This is a genomic window from Hahella chejuensis KCTC 2396, assembly GCF_000012985.1.
Taxonomy (GTDB): Bacteria; Pseudomonadota; Gammaproteobacteria; order Pseudomonadales; family Oleiphilaceae; genus Hahella; species Hahella chejuensis.
The window spans coordinates 6,825,080-6,846,864 of sequence record NC_007645.1 but is presented as its reverse complement, the minus strand read 5'-3'; the positions used below and the strand labels follow the sequence as shown (position 1 = coordinate 6,846,864).

General features: G+C 54.0%; 21 protein-coding genes. 12 read left to right on the top strand and 9 right to left on the bottom strand.

The window, feature by feature from the left end; genetic code table 11:
* The first annotated feature begins 46 nt into the window (after positions 1-46).
* Together HCH_RS30350 and ltrA are read left to right on the top strand one after the other, a co-directional pair.
* Positions 47-364, top strand: coding sequence for a hypothetical protein (locus HCH_RS30350; protein ID WP_011400405.1), 318 nt, complete (start codon positions 47-49; stop codon positions 362-364).
* 528 nt (positions 365-892) lie between these two features.
* The gene (gene ltrA, locus HCH_RS30345; protein WP_011395787.1) at positions 893-2,281 is read left to right on the top strand and encodes a group II intron reverse transcriptase/maturase; all 1,389 of its coding nucleotides are present in this window, start codon (positions 893-895) and stop codon (positions 2,279-2,281) included.
* A 126-nt stretch (positions 2,282-2,407) separates the two neighbouring features.
* On the opposite strand, the gene HCH_RS30340 is transcribed toward ltrA, so the two are convergent.
* A complete protein-coding gene (locus HCH_RS30340) occupies positions 2,408-3,379 on the bottom strand; it encodes a helix-turn-helix transcriptional regulator (RefSeq protein WP_011400404.1) in 972 nt (323 codons plus the stop codon).
* 103 nt (positions 3,380-3,482) lie between these two features.
* On the opposite strand from HCH_RS30340, the gene HCH_RS30335 reads away from it, so the two are divergent.
* The 5 genes from HCH_RS30335 to HCH_RS30315 all read left to right on the top strand — a co-directional run bounded on the left by HCH_RS30335 (position 3,483) and on the right by HCH_RS30315 (position 6,494).
* Positions 3,483-4,136 (top strand): glutathione S-transferase family protein, encoded by a 654-nt coding sequence (locus HCH_RS30335; protein WP_011400403.1) that lies wholly within the window; start codon positions 3,483-3,485, stop codon positions 4,134-4,136.
* Positions 4,137-4,277: 141 nt separating this feature from the next.
* A complete protein-coding gene (locus HCH_RS30330) occupies positions 4,278-4,826 on the top strand; it encodes a 2OG-Fe(II) oxygenase (protein ID WP_011400402.1) in 549 nt (182 codons plus the stop codon).
* Between the two features lie 33 nt (positions 4,827-4,859).
* Positions 4,860-5,081: a hypothetical protein gene (locus HCH_RS30325; RefSeq protein WP_011400401.1), complete on the top strand. Its 222-nt coding sequence runs from the start codon at positions 4,860-4,862 to the stop codon at positions 5,079-5,081.
* A gap of 22 nt (positions 5,082-5,103) precedes the next feature.
* The gene (locus HCH_RS30320; RefSeq protein ID WP_011400400.1) at positions 5,104-5,922 is read left to right on the top strand and encodes a Zn-ribbon-containing protein; all 819 of its coding nucleotides are present in this window, start codon (positions 5,104-5,106) and stop codon (positions 5,920-5,922) included.
* Between the two features lie 116 nt (positions 5,923-6,038).
* Positions 6,039-6,494, top strand: coding sequence for a DUF4124 domain-containing protein (locus HCH_RS30315; protein ID WP_011400399.1), 456 nt, complete (start codon positions 6,039-6,041; stop codon positions 6,492-6,494).
* A gap of 21 nt (positions 6,495-6,515) precedes the next feature.
* Here the strand turns inward: HCH_RS30315 and HCH_RS30310 are convergent, their stop codons facing one another.
* The 7 genes from HCH_RS30310 to HCH_RS30275 form a co-directional block, all read right to left on the bottom strand.
* The gene (locus tag HCH_RS30310) at positions 6,516-8,459 is read right to left on the bottom strand and encodes a methyl-accepting chemotaxis protein (RefSeq protein WP_011400398.1); all 1,944 of its coding nucleotides are present in this window, start codon (positions 8,457-8,459) and stop codon (positions 6,516-6,518) included.
* Between the two features lie 148 nt (positions 8,460-8,607).
* Complete coding sequence (locus HCH_RS30305) at positions 8,608-9,570, bottom strand: isoaspartyl peptidase/L-asparaginase family protein (protein ID WP_011400397.1); 963 nt, start codon at positions 9,568-9,570, stop codon at positions 8,608-8,610.
* 411 nt (positions 9,571-9,981) lie between these two features.
* Positions 9,982-11,778, bottom strand: a complete 1,797-nt coding sequence (locus HCH_RS30295; protein ID WP_011400395.1) for a DUF2326 domain-containing protein — start codon at positions 11,776-11,778, stop codon at positions 9,982-9,984.
* On the bottom strand, positions 11,765-11,959 hold the full coding sequence (locus HCH_RS35125) for an ABC-three component system middle component 8 (RefSeq protein ID WP_337998596.1): 195 nt from the start codon (positions 11,957-11,959) through the stop codon (positions 11,765-11,767). Before HCH_RS35125 ends, HCH_RS30295 begins: the two co-directional genes overlap by 14 nt.
* 37 nt (positions 11,960-11,996) lie before the next feature.
* Positions 11,997-12,956 carry an ABC-three component system protein gene (locus HCH_RS30285; RefSeq protein ID WP_011400393.1) on the bottom strand — a complete coding sequence of 320 codons (960 nt, stop codon included), beginning with the start codon at positions 12,954-12,956 and terminating at the stop codon, positions 11,997-11,999.
* On the bottom strand, positions 12,953-13,234 hold the full coding sequence (locus HCH_RS35315) for an addiction module antidote protein (RefSeq protein WP_049781164.1): 282 nt from the start codon (positions 13,232-13,234) through the stop codon (positions 12,953-12,955). The genes HCH_RS30285 and HCH_RS35315 overlap by 4 nt, the downstream gene beginning before the upstream one ends.
* Positions 13,235-13,517: 283 nt before the next feature.
* Positions 13,518-13,901, bottom strand: coding sequence for an isoaspartyl peptidase/L-asparaginase (locus HCH_RS30275; protein WP_011400392.1), 384 nt, complete (start codon positions 13,899-13,901; stop codon positions 13,518-13,520).
* Between the two features lie 273 nt (positions 13,902-14,174).
* Between HCH_RS30275 and HCH_RS30270 the strand changes: the two genes are divergently transcribed.
* Positions 14,175-15,356, top strand: a complete 1,182-nt coding sequence (locus tag HCH_RS30270; protein WP_011400390.1) for a hypothetical protein — start codon at positions 14,175-14,177, stop codon at positions 15,354-15,356.
* A 12-nt stretch (positions 15,357-15,368) separates the two neighbouring features.
* On the opposite strand, the gene HCH_RS30265 is transcribed toward HCH_RS30270, so the two are convergent.
* Positions 15,369-16,481, bottom strand: coding sequence for an ABC transporter substrate-binding protein (locus HCH_RS30265; protein WP_011400389.1), 1,113 nt, complete (start codon positions 16,479-16,481; stop codon positions 15,369-15,371).
* 327 nt (positions 16,482-16,808) lie between these two features.
* Between HCH_RS30265 and HCH_RS30260 the strand changes: the two genes are divergently transcribed.
* The 4 genes from HCH_RS30260 (at position 16,809) to HCH_RS30245 (ending at position 21,775) form a co-directional block, all read left to right on the top strand.
* Positions 16,809-18,170, top strand: a complete 1,362-nt coding sequence (locus HCH_RS30260; RefSeq protein ID WP_011400388.1) for a CmpA/NrtA family ABC transporter substrate-binding protein — start codon at positions 16,809-16,811, stop codon at positions 18,168-18,170.
* 48 nt (positions 18,171-18,218) lie between these two features.
* Positions 18,219-19,235, top strand: coding sequence for an ABC transporter permease (locus HCH_RS30255; RefSeq protein ID WP_011400387.1), 1,017 nt, complete (start codon positions 18,219-18,221; stop codon positions 19,233-19,235).
* A 40-nt stretch (positions 19,236-19,275) separates the two neighbouring features.
* A complete protein-coding gene (locus tag HCH_RS30250; RefSeq protein ID WP_011400386.1) occupies positions 19,276-20,157 on the top strand; it encodes an ABC transporter ATP-binding protein in 882 nt (293 codons plus the stop codon).
* A gap of 202 nt (positions 20,158-20,359) precedes the next feature.
* On the top strand, positions 20,360-21,775 hold the full coding sequence (locus HCH_RS30245; RefSeq protein ID WP_420794883.1) for an acetyl-CoA carboxylase biotin carboxylase subunit: 1,416 nt from the start codon (positions 20,360-20,362) through the stop codon (positions 21,773-21,775).
* The last annotated feature ends 10 nt before the right edge of the window (positions 21,776-21,785 follow it).

The following is a 21,785-nucleotide window of genomic DNA, read 5'->3' as shown; positions in this document are numbered from 1 at the left end:
ATATTTTGGGAATGTAAAGCGTACTCGTCAGCAGGAGGGGAAGGCTGTGTTAAATAAAGTTGTAAAGATGGGCGCACTCGCCTCATTGTTGGTTATCTCCGCGTTTAGCTTTGCGGCTCCGAATGAGGGCGGCATGGTGTACAGCGGATATGTATACAAGTTTGATAAAGGCTCTCATAGCTTGGGATTAGTCAGGGCTTGGTCCACCTTTAACAAAGACTCAGACGTCAAAATGGTGAAACTGGACCCCAGTTTGAAGTTTGATGGTCTTACTGAAGGAACCAAGATCGAATACAAGCTTGGCGATAGCTTTAGTGCGAACGAGCGGATTGTTGAGTATTGGAAAGCCAATCCAGATTCCTGATTCCGCATCGACTTGATCGGTTCTGATTGAAAGCTGCTGACCATCGGGGAGCAGCTTTTTTTTTGTGCGCCAGGCATGGCGCGTAGTGCCTTGACGGGCGCTGTTCCGGTTCAGGTGGTGCTGGCCGGATGACTTGGGGGTGCAAGTCCCCTGTGGGCCCGGCAAGGGGAACCACTAGCCGAACGGCAAGGGTGTCCATCGTGAGGTGGAATCTGAAGGAAGCCGTAGGCAAAGCACTGGCCTGACGAACAGGAATCGCATACGAGGCGGCCACACTGGGTAAGGCGGCAAATACCGTCAAAGCCCGTACTTGCACGGAAGGTGTGGACGTAGATGCGGCGGGCATAAGTGTGAAGGTCACGCGTCTTACCCTGGGAAGTCTGGTTCTCTGCCGTTGTGCTACTCACCTCGTGAGGGGTGGGGATGGAGCGCCAGAACTCAGCCGAGGTCATAGTAGGTGCGTTACCGCGTACTGAAGGACTGAACATGGTTGACCGCCAGTAGGCGGTGAGTTCTCGTGATGTGCTTATGAAGACAGAAGCGATCCGGATGGGTCAGGGTATTCAGGGAGACGTCGGACGGTATCCGGCAGAGACTGAAGCCCGTGTTGAGGCAGACACGGGGGCTCACTCGTGGACGAACGCGGAGCCGAATACGCTGATGGAACAGGTGCTTGAGCGCCCGAACCTGATGCATGCGTATCAGCGGGTGATGTCCAACAAGGGCGCCGCCGGTGTCGATCAGATGCCGGTGGCGGCCCTGAAAGGCCACCTGCAACAGCATTGGCCAACGCTGCGAGAGCGGCTGTTGGCCGGAGACTACCATCCTCAACCAGTACGCCGGGTCAGTATCCCCAAACCGCAAGGCGGAGAACGGATACTGGGCATCCCAACGGTACAGGATCGCCTGATCCAACAAGCCCTGCACCAAGTGCTGAGCCCGATGCTGGAGCCGATCTTCTCGGACCACAGTTACGGGTTCCGCCCCGGGCGAAGCGCCCATCAGGCGGTTAGGGCGATGCAACGGCACATCAACGACGGTCACCGCTGGGTGGTCGATCTGGATCTGGAGCAGTTCTTTGACCGGGTCAACCACGATGTGCTGATGGGCCTGCTGGCCCGCCGCATCGCCGACCGACGGATGCTCACCCTGATCCGCCGATACCTGCAAGCCGGTATGCTGGACGGTGGGCTGGTCAGCCCAAGGCGGGAAGGCGCGCCGCAAGGCGGCCCCCTGTCACCTCTGCTCTCTAATGTGCTCCTGACCGAACTGGACCGGGAGCTGGAGCGCCGGGGCCACCGGTTCTGCCGCTACGCGGACGACTGCAATATCTACGTCCGAAGCGAGCGGGCCGGTCACCGGGTCATGACTAGCATTACCCATTACCTGAAAATGCACCTTCGCCTGAAAGTGAACGCGGAGAAAAGTGCTGTGGATCGACCATGGCGCCGGAGCTATCTGGGTTACAGCGTGAGCTGGCGCAAGCAGGTACGGCTGAGGATCGCGCCGAAGAGCCTGAAGCGCTACCAGGCCAAACTGCGTCAGTTGCTCAGACAATCACGAGGGCGACCGCTGCAGACCACCATTGCGCGACTGAATCCGGCACTCCGGGGCTGGGCGAACTACTATCGCCTGACGACCTCGAAGCGCCCAGTGGAAGGACTCGATGGCTGGGTGCGACGGCGGTTGCGCCTGTTGCTCTGGCGACAGTGGAAACGGACTTACACCCGAGCCCGTAATCTAATGCGACTAGGACTGTCCGAGCAGAGGGCTTGGAGTAGCGCAAGCAATGGTCGGGGACCTTGGTGGAATAGTGGCGCGTCCCATATGAACGCGGCGCTTCCCAAGAGGATGTTCGACCGCCTGTCTCTGGTAAGCTTGCTGGATACGATGAACCGGCTTCAGCGCCAATCATGAACCGCCGTGGTACGGAACCGTATGCCCGGTGGTGTGAGAGGACGGGGGAGGTAACTCCCCCTCCTACTCGATGGAGTCCACTTCCCTTTAAAGTCAGGGTGAGGAGCGGTTACTCTGAATTACGTTCTACTTTGATTGCGCATACAACTGCGCCATTTCTTCCGCGATACTCGCCATCTTTTCCCGTAATTCCGGTGGTCCCAGCACTTCCAGCTCAGCGCCGAACCGCAATAGCTCCACGCAGGCCTGACGCAGAGTCCCGACGGGCAGTGTGGCTTTGCGCCAACCCTGAGCGTCCGGGGTTGGATCAATGATGGTGGCGGCGCGCACATACGGCGAATTGAGCGCGTCCATCATCCAGACGCCTTTTTCGGTCAGGCGCACTTCGGCGACATAGGTGTGTAACTCTTCCTCCAGACGGAGAGTATTGGCTCGCCAGTATTCCGCCAGGCCGAAATCCGACGGACGTTCAAAGCGGGTTTCCGAGACGGTCAGCTCCAAAATACGGGAGATGCGATAGGTGCGGAGATCGCCATCAACTTGCGCCACCAGATACCAGGAGCCGCTTTTCAATACCACGCCCCACGGCTCGGCGCGTCGCTGCTTCTCGCCTTTCCAGCTTTGATAGCGCATCTCGATTGTGCGCTGTTCCCAGACGGCTTGTGTAATGTCCCGTAAATGATCCGGGTGTTCCGCTTCTGAGAACCAGGCGGGGGCGTCCAGATGAAACCGGGATTGCATGCGTTCCGCGCCGGAACGCAGTTCCTGGGGCAGGGCCGCCAACAGTTTCGTCTGTGCGGCGGAGACGGCGGCGCCCAGACCCATATCGTTGGCGGGGCCGGCTAAACCGGTCAGGAACAGGGCTTCCGCTTCCTGTGAGGACAGTCCGTTGAGCCGGGTGCGGTAGCCGTCAAGAAGCCGGTATCCGCCTTCTGCGCCACGCTCGCTATAAACCGGGATGCCCAGTGCGCTCAGAGTTTCTATGTCGCGATAAACCGTGCGCAGAGACACGCCGCACTCTTTCGCCAGCATAGGCGCGGTGGTTTGGCCGCGGGCCTGGAGGGTCATGAGGATGGTCAGGAGACGGCTGGCTCGCATAAAAACCTGCTGCAAATTTTTTATTTTAAACCTGACAAAAACTGACAGGTATGGAGTCGTATTATGCCACTGAGTTTATTTCCCAACCAAAAGGATATGCGTCATGGCTTCTGATTCGAAAATTGTGTTGTTTCACTGCCCCCAATCCCGCTCCACTGGCTCCATGGTTTTGTTGGAGGAACTGGAAGCAGCTTATGAAGTGAAACTGATCAACATCCGTAATGGCGAAAACCGCCGGGATGAGTATTTGCAGGTGAATCCCTTGGGCAAAGTCCCTGCACTGCAGCATGGCGATGCGTTGATCACGGAGCAGGTGGCGATCTTTCTTTATCTTGCTGACTTGTTTCCACAAGCGGGCCTGGCTCCAGCGTTGAATGATCCTTTGCGCGGACCTTATCTGCGTTGGATGGTGTATTACGCCAGTTGTTTTGAGCCGGCGGTGGTGGACAAGGCCATGCAAAGAGAGCCCGCGCCGCGGGATACCAGCCCTTATGCGGATTATGACCTCATGCTAAGCGGCATCGTGGAGCGCATCGCCAGCGGCCCCTACATTCTGGGCGAAAAGTTCTCCGCGGCGGACGTATTGTGGGGAATGGCTTTTCATTGGTGTACTCAGTTTGGTTTGGTTGCGCGCACGGAGGTGATCGACGCCTATATCAAACGCGTCACCAGTCGCCGCAGTTTCAGCGAAGTGCTGGCCAGAGACGTTGAGATGGCCGCCGACCTACAGGCGAAAACGGAAACTTCGGCAGACTGATCTCTCTTCACATTTCTCATCCCATCGCCGCCCGTTTAGGGCGGCTTATGCGTATGGTTTTCCATGTTCGCCACAGGATAATACAGACTCCTACCGCCCAATTGGGTATTCGCCGCGTAGTCATAGGAGTGAGTTGGCGACATGAAAAAAATCGAATACGGCGCAGGTGTTTTCGCCATTCAAGGGTTTCTAACGGCGCATGAGTGCGACGCCTATATTTCCGACAGTGAAGCAATGGGATACGACGAAGCGGAGATTCAAACCGCACGTGGATCGCAGATGTACAAAGATATCCGCAATAATGATCGCGTGATTTTTGATGACGCCGTCATGGCGAATAATATCTTCAATCGAATTGAAGCCATGCTGCCGCAGGAGTTGGACGGCTGGGAACTGGTCGGCTTAAATGAACGCTTACGTTTCTACCGCTATGAACCCGGCCAGTACTTCAAATGGCATCGCGACGGCTCATACGCCCGCAGCGAAAAAGAAGCGAGTCTGCTGTCATTCCTGATCTTTCTGAACGAAGATTACGAAGGCGGAGAAATCGCCTTCCGCTGGGACAAAATCAAACCCGAAAGAGGCTCCGTGGTAGTGTTTCCCCACGCCATGATGCATCAAGGGACAACGGTCGAAAGCGGCGTTAAATATGTGCTGCGCACGGATGTGATGTATCGGGAAATAGCGTAGCCTTCTTACTCCTCAAATCTATGTGGTATTTCGATGGAAGATATACTTGTCCTTCTCCTTAGACTGCTGGGCGTCATTGCGCAAGGCGTGCTCTATTTCGTGATGGAGTTTCTGATCAAAGGTCCGGGATATCTGATCCATCGACTATTCGCTGGAAAACATGCCGACCTGGACGGATTATTTGCGATCGTGTTTGGGATAGTGTTCTGGGTTGTCGTGGGACTTGGGGCGTATTTTATATATCGCTTGGTTTGAGTTCAGGGATTGGGAATAAACATTGATTCTACATAAAGTAACCTTCGGTTCGCTGGTTAATGATGATAAAGATGAGGCGCTGGAGCTGGCGTTCAGCTTTCTTTCTACGCTTGCGCATAATGGGCAGGTGAATGTAGACGATTATGTTTGTGCAGTTCAGCAAGGCATTGTATGCGCATATGTTAATGCGCTTGGACCCAGCGCCACGGAGCTGAGTTTTTTTAACCGTTATGGTTTGAGTTCATTGGAAGGGCTTAAAGGGTATTTCGGTGGTGAGCCGGTTTGGGAAATGTTGGAGGATAACGCGCCAAAGAAGGAAGCCTCATGGAAAGGCGCGCCATTCCTGTACCTGCATACGCTCGACAATGGCGGTGAGTCGCCGTTATATCGGGGCGACAATGGAGAAAATATCACCCTGTATACCGTTCCTTGTGACGCGGATGAGCGTGAGCGGGCCTATTTCTGGCAACGGGATTATCGTCAGTGCGATTCTATTTGGATGAGGTCCGCCGTGCTTGAGTCAGAAACCTACAAGGAACTTGCCGACGCCAATAGCGCGCTGACTTTAGCTGGGAAAGAGGTGTGCCGGATCATTGAAGCCGCCACTGGCGTACCTGCATACTACTTTCTCTTCCGGTATTGGGGCCGACGCAAAAATGAGGAAAAACGTTGGTGTCCAGGGTGCGGTGGAGATTGGCGGACAGGTCATTCTACTGAGAGGGGCGGCGACCTCTGGTTATTCCCCTATCAATGCGAACCCTGCAGGCTGGTCGCCAGCCATGCATTAGCGGACGATGATGAGCGGCGCGCTTCCATTGGTGAGTGGAAAGGCGATAAGTAGCTGCCGGCGGGCGTGAATTTCCGCCTTTATTTGTATCCTGGGATTGATGGTCTATTCTGATTATTTTGTAAGGTTGCTCGTTAGGAGTGGCGTGGACTGAGTCTTTGGAGTTGGAAATGCGGAAGTTGGCGGTGGTTTTCTTGTTATTGTCAGGGATGGCTGAAGCGGGTATTTACAAGTGTACGGATGCGTCGGGCAATATGACGTTTTCGGATCGTCCCTGTCCCGGCCAAAAACAGGAGCAGATCAAAAAGGATGCGGCGTCCGTCGATACGGACGATGAAGGTTCGGCGTCAGGGGAAGCGCTGGGATCGGACTTCTGTTCTAAATCCATCAGCAATGGCAAGGACTGGCTGTCGAGCATGCGAGACGTCGCCAGGAAAAACCTGAACTCCGGTCACATGACGCAGGCGCAATACGATCAGGGCATGCCTGAGCTGAAGCGCATTGAAGGCAAGCTAACCCAGCGCGAGTGTTCGCAGGCGCAAGGCAAACAACGTCAGTTCTTCGAGTGTCTCAATGACGCGTCCAATCACATCGCCCAGTGCATGAGCACGTATCGGCCCTATTAATCCCTTAGAAAACGCTGAGCGCTACACCACAAATTCAGATACCTGCCGTCGCAAATCCGACACGGACTGTTGAATGCTGGCGCCGGCTCGGGCGGATTCGGCGGCGGACTGCTGCGTGCGTTCCGAGGCGTCGGCGATATTGACGATATTACGGTTGATTTCTTCCGCGACGCCGCTTTGCTCTTCCGCCATGGAGGCGATTTCGGTGGCGCGTTCGTACAGTCCGATCACCAATTGATTAATGTTCTCCAGGCTGCTGTCGGACTCGGTGAAGGCTTCAGCGGAGCGTTTGGCTCTTTCCGACGCCGCACTGATGGAGCGCACCGCGCTCTGGCTGCCGCTTTGCAGGCTGTCTATGCGGCTCTGTATTTCCGTGGTGGATTGCTGGGTTTTATTGGCGAGGGTGCGCACTTCGTCCGCCACCACCGCGAAGCCTCGCCCGCTGTCTCCCGCCCGCGCAGCCTCAATCGCGGCGTTTAGCGCGAGCAGGTTGGTCTGTTCGGCGATAGTGCGTATCACCAGCAGCACCGAGCCGATTTCCTTGCTATGGGTGTCGAGCTGGTTGACCACCTCATCCGCATTACTCATTTCCGTTTGCAGAGATTGCAGCATATTGCGCAGGTTCTGCGAGATGGAGCCGGACTTTTTGGTTTCCGACTTGATGTGGTCGACATCGTTCGCCACCAGTTGCACATGCTCCGCCACATGATGAATGCTGCTGGACATTTCTGAAATAGCGGAAGATATCTGCTCGATTTCCTGCTTCTGATGCGCCACCGCTTCATCGGCTTGTTGAGTGTTATGTTTGAGTTCGTCGGATTGCGATGAAGCCAGCTCCGCGGATTTGTTAACATTCAACACAATCTTCTGTATCCGTTCGATAAAGACGTTGAGGCCTTTGCCCACGTCGGCGATTTCATCGTTGCCTTGAATATTCACCCGTTGCGTCAAGTCCGCCTCTCCCTCGGCGATATTCCAGATGGCTTTGCTCAGCACATCCACTTTCAGCACAACGCGCACTCCCAACACCAGGGAGATCAGCACCACTAATATGACTCCGGCCGCCAGGGAGGCGGAAGTCAGGCTGCCGATCAACGACTCCGCTCCTTCCCGAATTTGCAGGACGGCGGAGGAAATGGATTCGTCCGTTTGCGTTTCCGTGTTTTTCAGAGACAGCCGCAACGCCTCTGACACCCGCGACAATTCGCCGCCGAGCACATTGGCCACCGTTACCTTACTTTGGTTGGTGAGGTCTGAGAACTGGCCTTTCAGACGCTCCATCTGGCCGTCTATGCGGGAGGTGCTGACGCCGACCACGAACTGGCCGATCACCGCGCCCTGGGGCGCGATATCCGTACGAATGACAACGATGCCGGGATCTTTCTCCGCCGCATCGATTACCTTAGCCAAAGAGCCTTTGCCTTCGCCCTGTTTAATCAGCGCCTGCACTTGCTCATCGGTGCGGTCGACATAGCGGGTCAACTGTTCGGGCTCCTGACCGAAAAAGCCATAAAAGCCGGCGAACACGATGGAGTCGCTGTTATCCACCAACTGCGCCAGACGCGTCAATTCAGGCGTGTCCCGGTCCCAGATAGCGGGCGGTGCGATAGCGGCGACGATGCCGGTGAGGTTCTTAACCCCTTCATCCAGGGTCTGTCGCAGATTCTGGGCGATATCCTTGCGCTGAGTCTCCAACTGCGCGCCCAGCTTGCTCTGTAGCTGCTGCTGGGCGTTGTCGGACATGGTCTGTAATTGGCTGGCGACGGCGCTTTCCGCCGCGTTCAGTTCGGTGCTGACCTTTTGGCGGCTATCGCGCAGGCCGGATTCGACCTCTTTGACCAAATTGTTCAGCTGAAATTGTCCGAGCAGAATATTGGCGATAATTTGCAACGCCACCGCAACGCACAACACGATAAGCACCGGCCGCAATAACCGGGTGGTGAAAAAACGCAGCAATTTAGGCATAGACATCCCCAGAAAGTACTGACAAACGGCGCAAAGCCCCACCTCGTCCTGATGGAAGAGAAGAGGCTTTTGTCAAAAACCTTCTTTAAGAATAGTCTATCCCACTGTTTTGGCTAAAAATAATGCGAAAACTGAGCGGCAGTCGCGGTTAAGGCTTGTTGGAGCGCACGGCGTCGTCGCCGTAGATGCCCGTGAAAATCTCACCGTCGCTTTCGCTCCAGCCCCGGTACATGCCTTCCGTATTAAAATTCAACGTTACGGCGCCGGTATGATCGATGGCGATCAGTCCGCCTTCGCCGCCTCTGGGCTGCAACTCTTCGAACAACACCTGCTGCGCGCACTGCTGTAGCGATTCGCCCAGATAACGGTAACGGGCGCACACCTCATGCGCCACCACATGGCGGATAAAATACTCACCATGCCCCGTGGTGGAGACGGCGCAGCTGCGATTGTCAGCGTAAGCGCCACAGCCGATCAGCGGCGAATCGCCGACGCGGCCGTATTTTTTATTGGTCATGCCGCCGGTGGAGGTGGCGGCCGCCAGATTGCCGGCCTGATCAATAGCAACGGCGCCCACGGTGCCGAATTTGTAATCCTCCGCGCCGGGTTCCAGGCTGGGTTGCGCTTTGTCCTGCGCCTGACGCCACTGGCTATGGCGCATGGGCGTGCCGAACCAGGAGTTTTCCACCTGAGGCAATCCCATCGCCCTGGCGAAGCGGTCTGCGCCTTCGCCCGCCAGCAGCACATGCTCGGACTTGTTCATGACTGCGCGAGCGACTGACACAGGGTTGGGACTGTTGCGGACGCCCGCCACAGCGCCGGCCTTCAACGTGGCGCCGTCCATGATGGAGGCGTCCAGTTCGTGGTCGCCGTCATAGTTGTAGACGGAGCCTTTGCCGGCGTTGAACCATTCGCTGTTCTCCAACTCGCGCACCGCCGCCTCGACGGCGTCCAGGCTGGTTCCTCCCTGGGCTAGTATCTGTTTGCCCGCCATGACCGCCTGCCGCAGGGCGGCGTGTACTTCGTTCTCCTGGTCCTCTGTGAGCATCCCCTTGGACAGGGTCCCCGCTCCTCCATGAATGGCGATCGCGTATCGATTCGGCTGCGTCATAAAAGTTTCCTGGTTTTCCTGATGAAATACTGCTGGCGCCTGGGGTTTTCCCCAGTTATCGCCCCAGGCGGGGCTTGTTTAACTGGAGCGTTTTAACAGCAGATTAATATTCCAATTTTCCAGTCAGGGGATCAATCATCATGTTACGCGTTTGCCGGTCGACCCTATTTATTCATGCTTGGTGCAGCACGCCGATTTTGGCGCTGGCTATGGCTGTTATCGCCGTCTCTGTGTTGACGTCATCGCGCTGAGTACAACCGCGAAAGCGGGTTATATACTGGAGACCGCCAAACTCGAAATTAACGCCAAATTTCCCGATGGTCAGGACGTGGAAATTACTCAATTTAAGCAGGCTCAATAAGGAAGTAGGGGGGAGCCGCTTCCCAAAAATACAGATGGCCGGACTAGTGATTACCAAGCCTTCATCTTAAACAGGCGCCCTTTTTCTCCTTCATCATGCAATTGAAGCACGATTTCTGACTCATCAAAAACGGAAGACTCCTCTTCTTCTCTATGAGGAAGATCGGAGTCAATCAGCGTGATTATGGATTGAATACCCATATCGGCATATTGGCGGATAACAGCCAGTAGATTTTCCTTTTTCCGATTATCAAGAGACTCAAAAACACCATCATGAAATGCAAAGTGAGGAAATTTTTCGCCTAGGTGAGCCCGGAGCACAGACAGATCAAAAGCTATGCATAACAATTTTCTATAGGTATGTCCCATGTCAGCGCTAGTTGAGTTCCCTGACTCATCAAGAATTTCGGCCTTAAATTGCAAGTGTCCCTCGCTGTTAGGCGAAACACTTAACAATGCTTTCCTGTTAATTACGTCATCTACAATCTCGCTAAAGTGCAATCGTATCTGGGAAAAAAGGCTGGTTTTTTCAGAGTTTTGTTGCTCAACATTATTTTCAATTTCAGACTGGAGATGACTACACTCTTCTGACAAGCCTCTAATTTCGGCCCTTAATTCTTGCAATCGATGAATATGCCTCTTCTGTCTTTCCAAAGCCTCGATGTCTGCTCGAAGTGAAACAAGGTCATTGGACAATCTTTTATATTTATTGAATACCTCTGTATCACTCAAAAAAGACAATGTATCTGAGCGCTTCTTACCTAGAGAATTAAGTTCGCTGCTAATTTTTGATATTTCTGACTCGATCTCGGATTTTTCGCTTACGAGGTAACCAAAACGCTCTTCAGTTATTGACTTATTAAACGCTACCAGCTGATCAAAATCTTTTTTAACTTGTCCGGAGAATAAAATTCCGGCTTCTTGGAAAATTTTCTGAGCATCTTCAGTGTTGAAGATGATCTTATCTTCCTCAAGAGACTTTAATATCTTTTTTCGATTCTGATTGAGCGAGTAGCGCCTCCTGTTTAACTCTGCTATCTTTTCGTCAAGCTCGTCGACCAAATACTTTGTCTTTTCTTTGTCTTGTTGCCTAAAATCAAATGAGTCGAGGAGCTTTTGCTTTTTTTCAGCATCCTGCTGCTTAATCAGTAATATACCTTCGATTTTACTAACGTCCTCGACCGACCCGCCCAACTCTTTTCTAACGGTGCTCTCTGCATCTTCCTTCTTACTTAACTCTTCTTCCTTTTGATAATGCCTAACCAGCAGATCAGCATCGAACCCTAGAATATGAGACAAGTACGGCTTCCAATAGGCATCCCGAGAACCGAACTTGCGCAACTTGAACACATCGTTGTAATCATCCTGAGATCGAATAAGATATCCAAGCCCATTCCTATATGTCCACGGCTTGATTGCCGAGAGATCTAGCAAGCTATCGAGAAGTTCCTTTGCTCTAGCAAATGGAACATCAAGGTGATCCCAATGGTCATCGGCAAGAGAAACGTAATCTTGATGTTTTTCATTGTGTTTTTTGAAGCTGATTTTCGAAGCCTGTGAAACACCGCGCCGAATTGTCAAATAGCTATTATCGTTTAACTTTACTTCGACGAAGAAGACAAAAGGACTAAAAACATCCTCATGCTTAAATAGGAAAAATCTTGGGTCGCGCTTTGAAAGAAGAGTGAAATCAATAACCCTTCCAAGAGTACTTTTCCCTAAATTATGGGTATCTCTGCTTTTGTTTTCAGGAAGACGGATCTCACCATATATGACATTGAGCCCCGCTTTAAAAAAAACCGGCTCAAATAAATCAGACCTATTTGTATAAAGCTTAGATAGTCTCATTGTTCTTTGTATATTCTATTGAGTCCGTTTTTTGTCGATACTCTATCAACCCCATAAGAAATAAAAAATTCAATGCAGGAAGAAAAAGCACATCTCCTCCAATCACACTTTTCTTTGCATAGGATAGGAGATCGCTATAGTTAGCAATCCTTAGATCTTTCAGTCTAACCAAAACAACCATAGCAACATTTATTACCGTACGATCAGGATGTGAATGCTTAGTTGGACGAAGCATATTCTTCGCTCCCAATATCACAGTTCCAATACATGTAAAACAGCATTACCCTAGTTAATCTTTTGTGCTTCCTGAGAACTGGGTCACGCGCAAATAGCAGATCCACCAAATGATTCATAACGCTGTCAAAGTTCTGGTGGTCTTTTCTTTTTGCTATGATTTTTAGCTGAAACTCATCAACTATGTTTTCGTAGAGCTGCATTAGCTCGTAGTTTTCAGGTGCAGATAAAAAGTATTGAACTTGTGCCGTTTCTTTCAAATATCTTTTGCGAAGAGTATCTGCGTACTCTGCCGACATGTTGTTTATTTCGTTTTTATCTGCATATGGAATCCGAGGTGCTGGCGGATCATCCTCAGTTATTAACCCTGTTTTCCTATGATCTGCCAAGGCGTAAACCACTTCTGACAAATCATCTGGGCTAACAACCAGAGGTGAATCAACCATATCTAGATTTGCCCTTTCCGCAACTTTAGGGAAGGTCTTTAACCACATCTCTAATTGCTCAACCCCACAAAGGCATATAGATGACTCAGGCACATTGCATTGTGTGGATATGTAAGAGCGAATTTCACTTTCTGCATTTGCAGCCAGGCGCCTATTCGCAAACAACATGTAGTGATCAAGTTGCTCCGCTGCGCGCAGCTTCTTAATTCTTAATATTTCCTTGCTCATCACACTGGAATCGCCATCTACACTGTAAAAATCGGCTTCTGAAAAGTGCTTGTTATAGCCATTCGTGTGTTTCGCCTGGATTATCGTGGTACCAATCCATGGACTGGATTTACTGGGATATAAATCAGCAGTGCCCACGAACTTAGCATCTCTACCGCCATCGGGGCCTTTTGCAAAGCCCTGTGTAGAAATCCCAAGCAGCTCCTGACATAAAAAAACGACCAATCGCTCAAATTGATCGTCGCTCAAATCTTCATAGGCATATTTCATGTTGTTTCGTCATCCACTGATTCTTGTCTAATCGGAGCGATGGTGAGACTCATTCCAATAGCACTCAACACAGACGTTAGCGTTTTTATTGTCGGGTTACCATTTGAAGACAATGCCCTATATAACGCCTCTCGAGATAATCCCGCTTTTTTGGCGATAGCCGACATGCCCCCATTGTCTTCCGCAGTCTTACGAACTAATTCTAGCAACGAGCCAATCTCATCAGGCTTAGTGGTGGTCAAACCCACATACTTTGTCGTTGCAGCAGCTCTTGGCATTGATTGGGTACCGTCAGTACTTACGTTTAGAGTATCCAGCCGAAGTTGGCGCCACAAGTGTAGCTTAAAAGTTACAAAATGAACATAAAAACTCTGTTCCTAATTCATGGAGAATTGGCTCGGTGCAAATCAACAGCATTCGAACTGGTCAACGCTTGTACAAAGCGACTCTGGATCTTCTCGACAGGCTGCTGCAGAGTCTCTGCCGTTAGAATGATATACCCGGCTGTCACGTCATACCGTCCGGTTGAGTGGGTCATCAGTCGTTTGACCTTATAACTGCCTAGCCCGCCAGCAGCACATGCTCGGACTTGTTCATGACTGCGCGAGCGACTGACACAGGGTTGGGACTGTTGCGGACGCCCGCCACGGCGCCGGCCTTCAACGTGGCGCCGTCCATGATGGAGGCGTCCAGTTCGTGATCGCCGTCATAGTTGTAGACGGAGCCTTTGCCGGCGTTGAACCATTCGCTGTTCTCCAGCTCGCGCACCGCCGCCTCGACGGCGTCCAGGCTGGTTCCTCCCTGGGCTAGTATCTGTTTGCCCGCCATGACCGCCTGCCGCAGGGCGGCGTGTACTTCGTTCTCCTGGTCCTCTGTGAGCATCCCCTTGGACAGGGTCCCCGCTCCTCCATGAATGGCGATCGCGTATCGATTCGGCTGCGTCATAAAAGTTTCCTGGTTTTCTAGGTATTAATCAGGCAGACAAATAGCTTCCTTCTATTTGTCTGCAACGACAGCGCCTGCGCATGTCAGGCCCTGTCTCCCGCGGCTGGCGCATCCCTGCGCCTGATTATCAACATGCCAATATCATTGCCATATTAATAATTATTGCTGGCGCCTGGGGTTTTCCCTAGTTATCACCCCAGGCGGGGCTTGTTTAACTGGAGCGTTTTAACAGCAGATTAATATTCCAATTTTCCAGTCAGGGGATCAATCATCATGTTAAACATCTCCAAACGGGGCGCTCTGCGATCTTATTACCGTCCTGTGCAGTCACTCATTCTGAGCGCCTGCCTTGCGTCGATTTTTGCGCCTGCGCCCGCCTATGCGGAAGGAGGTTTAGCTGACATCTACGAACGCATAGAGATGCTGCGAGTGACGCATGAGCTCTGCAAAGAGGCGGATATAACCACTGTGAACGAGTCGGCCTTTCAACAATGGGAGACGCGTAACAAGGTGGCGCAGATTGACGCTATCGTAAGTCAGGGTGCGGCGAACAGCCAAAAAGTCGCTGACTTACTTGCGTCGGCAAGAAATAAACTGCGCCGCTCTTTGGAAGGAAAGCTGCCAAAACTTTGCTTGTCTTTGGCGGGCGCCCTACGTAGCGAGGAGTTCAACCTGCCCCTCAAATATCCGGATTTCTACCGTAGCCTGGAGAACTCTCCGCAACAAGCCAAAGCGACGCCAACGTCTGCGGAGAACAAGCGGGGTAACGGCGGCGCTCACGTGTCTTTGATTTCCGCGGATATGGCGAAATACGGGAAATCCGGCGCAGGCCCGGATTGGGATGAGGTGGAGAAGGTGGTGCTGATCTCCTCGTCAAACGGCTTCAGCCCGATATTTAAACCACAGCTTCTGTTCAGTAACGGCGATCTGTATCGTGATTTCGACCTGGCGTTGGAAGACTTGAATATGGAAGCTTCCCGGCGCGTCCGGCCCAGAGCCTGGGGAACCTGGAAAGAACAAGGCGATGGATATGTGTTCAGTATTCCCGGAGACGATCCTCGTAAGATTTCCCGTGTTTATCCGGTATGGCCGGCGGACAAGGACGCGAAACTGGATGGAACCTGGAAGGCCGGCTCAACTATGGTCATGCCCAGCGCCGATCTGGGCATGATGGACGTCATCGCCTCGGCGCAGACCATCACCTTCACCCGTGACGGCCGTTTCGAACTGAACCGGTCTTCCGGCGGCTCCGTGACGTCGGGAGGCGCTGGCGTTTCCAGCTACGCCAACGCAGGCGCCGCCGGAAAATATCGCCTGAGCGGATACGCTATCACCCTGCAATTCAATGATGGGCGCGCCGAGCGCGTCAGCTTTTACCATTTCGATAGCAAGGGTGAGAAATCGTCCACCGTCGTGGGGATCGCTGGCGTCACCTTTATCAAACAGGACGATTGATCTCTGTGAGCGTTATTGCGTTAGCGCCATTTGCTCAATGACGGACTCAAGGGAAAAGTTGTAGGCGGAGAGGGCGGGATTCAAGGCCAGGGAATAGCGGGAAAAATCGACTTTGCGCAGGGTCTGGGGATAGTCCTCAAGACGCTTCAGCACGTTGACGATTTTGCCTGCATTGCGATGGTTGGCCAATAGCATAGGGGTATGAAAGACGCTGGTGGCGACGGGACGTTGCTTACCCTGCAAATGATCGAAGGCCAGAATGACCGACCAGGCGCCTTCCACATAATGGCCGCCGGCGGTAATGCTGAGCGCGCCTTCGCTCACCTGACGCAGCGAAGTTGGGTTGATGTCATAGGAATTGACCCAGACATCCCGCCCTGGCGTGCGCTGGCGCTTCTTTAACGCCGCCAGAACGCCTACTGTAGTGCGATAGTTCGCTGACCAGATGGCGTTGACGTTGGGAAACCGCTCCAGCAGCCCCTCGGTGCGGCTTTCCGCGTCTTCTGCGCTCCAGTCTGTATACACCACCTGATGCAGCGTGACATCGTTGAAGAGCCCTACCGCCGCGCGCAGCCCCTTCTCCCGTGCAATGGCGGGTCCGTCGGCGGCGAATCCGTTGATAGCGATCATGTTGACCCGACCGCCGCTGCCGCCACTGGTTCGGACATCGCGGATCAGCGCGACTGTGACGGCGGTGGCGGAGCCCACGTCATCCGGCAGCAACTGGGCGATCCAGTGTTCGAAACGCTGTTTGGGCCGCCCGAGCTCTTCTGCGGCTGCGCCTTCCAATCCGCTGTTATACAGCACGCAAATCACCGGATGGCCTTCGCATTGTGGAATGAAGGTTTCCGCCGTCTGCAGAAAATTGGGAAAAATGATGGCGTCGAACTTGCGCCGCTCCTTGAGCAGCCGCTCAAACTGTCGCAGCATCAGATGGCGGTCGGCGTCGCCGTCCAGCACATGCAGCTCCACATTCAGGTCTTCAGCGGCGCTTTGCGCGAACAGGGCCACTCGATTCCAGAAAGGCGTGTCGTTGGGAATCAGAAGGGCGAAACGATATTGCGCAGCGCTTGCCGCACAACAATAAAACAGCAGAGCCACCAGTAACGACGCGCCTCTGACCACAGATGCCTCTCCATTTATGCAATTCATGCAGTTCTTGCCGTTTAAGCCGTTCAAGACAGGAATATGACAAAGTATCGTCTACCCCCTGGAGAAAAGCCAAAGTCATGCGTGCGAAGAGGGGCGTCATTCTTCACTCGAATGGTGCGAGTCACGCCAGGCATAGTGCACGACATTGGATGAACTTGGTGCGCAATATGATTTTTGTGAGCGCCAAAAAAGTGCGACGTTAAACTGATGGAGTGTCAACTAAATGATTTAAAAGACAAAAAATGATCAATGGTATGAATGTTGGATTGTAGTGGTCAGTTCTTAACCTCGGAGCGGACCATGAAAGTCACGATAACGCTAAAGAATCTGGTGAAGGGTATTGTCCTGTCCTGTTGCGTAAGCGGCGCATTCGCAGCGGAACCGGAGAAGGAGGATCTCAAGTTCGGTTTCATAAAATTGACCGATATGGCGCCACTGGCGATTGCGCGGGAAAAAGGCTTTTTCGAAGATGAAGGCCTGTTCGTCGAGCTGGAGGCCCAGGCCAATTGGAAAGTGCTTTTGGACCGGGTGATCACCGGTGAACTGGATGGCGCTCACATGCTGGCGGGACAGCCGCTGGGAGCCACTATCGGGTTCGGCACCCAGGCGCACATTATCACCGCGTTCAGCATGGACCTGAACGGCAACGGCATTACTGTATCCAATGAAGTCTGGCGGGAGATGAAAAAACATATCCCCATGGAAAACGGCAAGCCGGTGCATCCGATCAAGGCGGACTATCTCAAGCCGGTACTGGAGAAGTACCGGAACGAAGGCAAACCCTTCAAGATGGGCATGGTGTTTCCCGTCTCTACCCATAACTATGAACTGCGATACTGGCTGGCGGCGGGCGGAATTCATCCCGGTTACTACGCGCCGCATAAAGGCGACATCACCGGTCAGATCAAGGCTGACGCTTTTCTTTCAGTGACGCCGCCGCCGCAGATGCCGTCCACTTTGGAGGCGGGCACGATATTCGGCTATTGCGTGGGCGAACCCTGGAATCAGCAGGCGGTCTTCAAAGGCATCGGCGTACCCGTCATCACAGATTACGAGCTGTGGAAAAATAATCCAGAGAAGGTGTTCGGCGTCTCCAAAGCCTGGGCGGACAAATATCCCAATACCCATATCGCCGTTGTGAAAGCGATGATTCGCGCCGCCAAGTGGCTTGATGAGAACAACAACGCCAACCGCCCGGAAGCGGTGAAAATCCTGTCTCAATCTAATTATGTCGGCGCGGATTACGAGGTAATCGCCAACTCCATGACCGGCGAATTTGAATATGAGAAAGGCGATAAACGCGCTCTGCCGGACTTCAATGTGTTCTTCCGCTACAACGCCACCTATCCCTACTACTCCGACGCCATCTGGTATCTCACCCAGATGCGCCGCTGGGGCCAGATTGCCGACGCCAGACCGGATAGCTGGTACATGGAGACCGCTAAAAAAGTCTATCGGCCGGATATCTATCGCAAAGCGGCGGAAGAATTGATTGCGGAAGGCAAAATGGCGAAGGCCGACTTTCCCGACTTCGCGAGTGAAGACGGATTCCGTCCGCCGCAGTCCGAGTTTATTGATGGCGTCACCTACGACGGTCGCCAACCTAATGCCTATCTCGCCCGCTTCAGCATCGGCCTGAAAGGCGACGAGACAGTGGAATAACGGCTCTGCGTCGGGCGCGCCCGACGCCTTTGGTGTGAGGACGAATGAATGATGGCTCAAATTTCTCAACGACTGGAAAGCGCGTCCTGGCTGGCCCCCTGGGTGCGACTGCTGAAGGGGGAAGATCCCCGTGAGCAGATCTCTGCGATTGTGCGGGGCGTTGGCGTGCCGTTGCTGGCTTTTCTGTTGTTTCTGGGCGTCTGGGATGCGGCGGCCTCGCGTATCCAGACCTCTCTGGGCGCTGTGCCGGGGCCGGCGCAAGTCTGGGAGCAGGCGCAGGGACTTTGGCTGGAGCACCAGCAGGAGCGACAAAAGGCCGAAGCGTTTTATCAACGCCAGGAAGAGCGTAATGCGAGCAAGCTGGCGCAGGACCCGGCGGCGCAAGTGAAATGGCGCACTTATAACGGGCGCCCGACCTATCTGGATCAGATCGTCACCAGCCTGTACACCGTGTTCGTGGGGTTCAGTCTGGCGGTGCTGATCGCCGTGCCGGTTGGCGTCGTATGCGGGCTGAGTAAAACCATGTACGCGGCGGTGAATCCGCTGATTCAGATATTCAAACCGGTGTCGCCGCTGGCCTGGCTGCCTTTGGTGACCATGGTGGTGAGCGCGGTGTACGTCACCGACGACCCGCTGTTTGAGAAGTCCTTCGTCAACTCGGCCATTACCGTCACCCTGTGCTGCATGTGGCCGACGCTGGTCAACACAGTCGTCGGCGTGTCCGGACTGGATAAGGATCTGAACAACGTCAGTCTGGTGTTGCGCCTGTCCTGGACCACCAAGGTGCGCAAAGTGGTGCTGCCCTTCGCCGTGCCGATGATCTTCACTGGCATGCGTCTGTCTCTGGGCGTGGGCTGGATGGTGCTGATCGCCGCCGAAATGTTGGCGCAGAACCCGGGGCTGGGCAAATTCGTCTGGGATGAGTTTCAAAACGGCAGCTCCAATTCCCTGGGCCGCATCATGGTGGCGGTGTTCACCATTGGTTTCATCGGCTTTGCGCTGGACCGCGTCATGCTGGCCATACAGCGGCGCATCGCCTGGGATAAAACAGCGGACATACGCTGAACGCATCAAACATACACGCATTAACTACGGGGAGTCGCCTATGTCCGCTGAACATTTGTTGATCGACCATGTCAGCATAGAATTTGATACGCCAAAAGGGAAATTCAAAGCGTTGGATCGGGTTAACTTACGCATCGCAAAAGGGGAATTCGTGTCCCTGATCGGGCACTCGGGATGCGGTAAGTCCACGGTGCTCAATATTATCGCGGGCCTGTTGCAGGCCACCGAAGGAGGCATCGTCTTGGACGGCAAGGAAGTCAACGAACCGGGGCCGGAGCGGGCGGTGGTGTTTCAGAATCATTCCCTGTTGCCCTGGCTGACCGCATATGAAAACGTGGAGTTGGCGGTGCGTCAGGTGTTCCGCGGCAAAAAGAGCAAGCGGGAAATGCAAGAATGGATTGAGCACAACCTGCGTCTGGCGCATATGGATCACGCCATGCACAAGAAGCCGTCGGAAATTTCCGGCGGCATGAAACAGCGGGTCGGCATCGCCCGCGCCCTGGCGATGAAGCCTTCGGTGCTGCTGATGGATGAGCCTTTCGGCGCCCTGGATGCACTGACTCGGGCGCACTTACAGGATTCATTGATGGAGATTCAGAATGAACTCAACAACACCGTGGTCATGATCACCCATGACGTCGATGAGGCGGTGTTGCTGTCGGACCGTATCGTGATGATGACCAATGGACCGGCGGCGACTATCGGCGAGGTGCTGACGGTGGATCTGCCGCGCCCGCGTGACCGCCTGGCGCTGGCGGATGACAGCCGCTACAACCACCTGAGGGCGGAAGTGCTGCGTTTTCTGCATGAGCGGCGCGGCGAAAAAGTGGAGCCGACTGCGACAATGGAGCCGGATACGGCGGCGGGGAGCAACGCTGCAAGCGTTTCTAAACCGCGGCGGAACGCGAAAGAAGCGGCCTGATTGGGCCGCTCAATAGAGTGATTAATAAACTTTATCGACGCAATGGCGTTACTTTTCTTCACAGACATACGTATTTCCCGCTAGACTTATCGGCGGCTAAATGACTCTCATTCAGCCGCTAAAGAAAAGAAGAGGGATAATTCCAGTGCCTGTAACTTCTACATCATCACAACCACAATCATCATCGAAACCCAAGCTGTCGATCAAAAAAGTATTGATAGCCAACCGCGGCGAGATCGCGGTGCGGGTCGCCCGCGCCTGTCGCGAACTGGGCGTCCGGTCTGTTGCAATTTACTCCGAAGCCGACCGCTACGCTCTGCACGTGAAGAAAGCGGACGAGTCCCATTGCCTGGGGTCCGATCCGTTGCAGGGTTATCTCAGCCCGCATCAGATAGTGAATCTGGCGGTGGAGACAGGCTGTGACGCGCTGCATCCGGGCTATGGATTCCTCTCCGAAAACGCTGAGCTGGCGGAAATCTGCGCCCAGCGGGGGGTGAAATTTATCGGACCGAGCGCCGACGTCATTCGACAAATGGGTGATAAAACCGAGGCTCGCAACAGCGCCAAGCGCGCCAGCGTGCCCGTGACGCCCGGCAGCGAAGGCAACCTGAGGGATCTGGAGCACGCGGTGGAAGTCGCTGCGGGCATCGGTTACCCGGTCATGCTGAAAGCCACCTCTGGCGGCGGCGGACGCGGCATTCGCCGCTGTAACGACGAGAAAGACCTGCGCAGCAACTACCAGCGCGTTATTTCAGAAGCCACCAAGGCCTTTGGACGCGCGGAAGTATTCCTGGAGAAATGCATTGTCGACCCGCGTCATATTGAGGTGCAGGTATTGGCGGACGCCCATGGCGGCGTCGTGCATCTGTACGAGCGGGATTGTTCCATTCAGCGCCGTAATCAGAAACTGATCGAGCTGGCGCCGTCGCCGCAACTGACCAACGAACAGCGCCACTATGTGGGCGAACTGGCGGTGAAAGTGGCCAGGGAAGTGGGCTACGAAAACGCCGGCACGGTGGAGTTTCTACTCGATCATGACGGCAGCTTCTACTTCATGGAGATGAACACCCGGGTGCAGGTGGAGCACACCATCACCGAGCAAATCACCGGCATCGACATCGTCAAAACCCAGATCCGCATCGCCGCCGGCGAACCCCTGCCGTTCCTGCAGGCGGACATCAGCTATCGCGGCTTCGCCGCCCAGTTCCGCATCAACGCGGAAGACCCGAAAAACGGCTTTCTGCCCAGCTTCGGACGCATCAGCCGCTATTATTCTCCCGGCGGCCCAGGCGTGCGCACCGATGCGGCGATTTATACCGGCTACACCATTCCCCCGTACTACGATTCCATGTGCGCCAAGCTCATCGTCTGGAATCTGACCTGGGAGGATTTGCTGGAGCGCGCCGAGCGGGCGTTGGAGGACATGCAGATATACGGGATTCGCACGACGATTCCCTATTACCGCGAGATTCTCCGGCATCCCCAGTTCCGCGCGGGAGACTTCAATACCGGTTTCGTCGAAGCCCATCCTGAACTGATCAACTATTCCATCAAACGTCGGCCGGAATCGCTGGCCGCGGCGCTCGCAGCGGCGGTCGCCGCGCAGGCGGGCATGTAAGGGAGCGAAT

What these genes read in the sequence shown, in the direction of transcription:
- ltrA (WP_011395787.1), top strand. Translation starts at nt 893, where the DNA reads ATGAAGACAGAAGCGATCCGGATGGGTCAGGGTATTCAGGGAGACGTC.
- HCH_RS30340 (WP_011400404.1), bottom strand. Translation starts at nt 3,379, where the DNA reads ATGCGAGCCAGCCGTCTCCTGACCATCCTCATGACCCTCCAGGCCCGC.
- HCH_RS30335 (WP_011400403.1), top strand. Translation starts at nt 3,483, where the DNA reads ATGGCTTCTGATTCGAAAATTGTGTTGTTTCACTGCCCCCAATCCCGC.
- HCH_RS30330 (WP_011400402.1), top strand. Translation starts at nt 4,278, where the DNA reads ATGAAAAAAATCGAATACGGCGCAGGTGTTTTCGCCATTCAAGGGTTT.
- HCH_RS30325 (WP_011400401.1), top strand. Translation starts at nt 4,860, where the DNA reads ATGGAAGATATACTTGTCCTTCTCCTTAGACTGCTGGGCGTCATTGCG.
- HCH_RS30315 (WP_011400399.1), top strand. Translation starts at nt 6,039, where the DNA reads ATGCGGAAGTTGGCGGTGGTTTTCTTGTTATTGTCAGGGATGGCTGAA.
- HCH_RS30310 (WP_011400398.1), bottom strand. Translation starts at nt 8,459, where the DNA reads ATGCCTAAATTGCTGCGTTTTTTCACCACCCGGTTATTGCGGCCGGTG.
- HCH_RS30305 (WP_011400397.1), bottom strand. Translation starts at nt 9,570, where the DNA reads ATGACGCAGCCGAATCGATACGCGATCGCCATTCATGGAGGAGCGGGG.
- HCH_RS30295 (WP_011400395.1), bottom strand. Translation starts at nt 11,778, where the DNA reads ATGAGACTATCTAAGCTTTATACAAATAGGTCTGATTTATTTGAGCCG.
- HCH_RS35125 (WP_337998596.1), bottom strand. Translation starts at nt 11,959, where the DNA reads ATGGTTGTTTTGGTTAGACTGAAAGATCTAAGGATTGCTAACTATAGC.
- HCH_RS30285 (WP_011400393.1), bottom strand. Translation starts at nt 12,956, where the DNA reads ATGAAATATGCCTATGAAGATTTGAGCGACGATCAATTTGAGCGATTG.
- HCH_RS35315 (WP_049781164.1), bottom strand. Translation starts at nt 13,234, where the DNA reads ATGCCAAGAGCTGCTGCAACGACAAAGTATGTGGGTTTGACCACCACT.
- HCH_RS30275 (WP_011400392.1), bottom strand. Translation starts at nt 13,901, where the DNA reads ATGACGCAGCCGAATCGATACGCGATCGCCATTCATGGAGGAGCGGGG.
- HCH_RS30270 (WP_011400390.1), top strand. Translation starts at nt 14,175, where the DNA reads ATGTTAAACATCTCCAAACGGGGCGCTCTGCGATCTTATTACCGTCCT.
- HCH_RS30260 (WP_011400388.1), top strand. Translation starts at nt 16,809, where the DNA reads ATGAAAGTCACGATAACGCTAAAGAATCTGGTGAAGGGTATTGTCCTG.
- HCH_RS30255 (WP_011400387.1), top strand. Translation starts at nt 18,219, where the DNA reads ATGATGGCTCAAATTTCTCAACGACTGGAAAGCGCGTCCTGGCTGGCC.
- HCH_RS30250 (WP_011400386.1), top strand. Translation starts at nt 19,276, where the DNA reads ATGTCCGCTGAACATTTGTTGATCGACCATGTCAGCATAGAATTTGAT.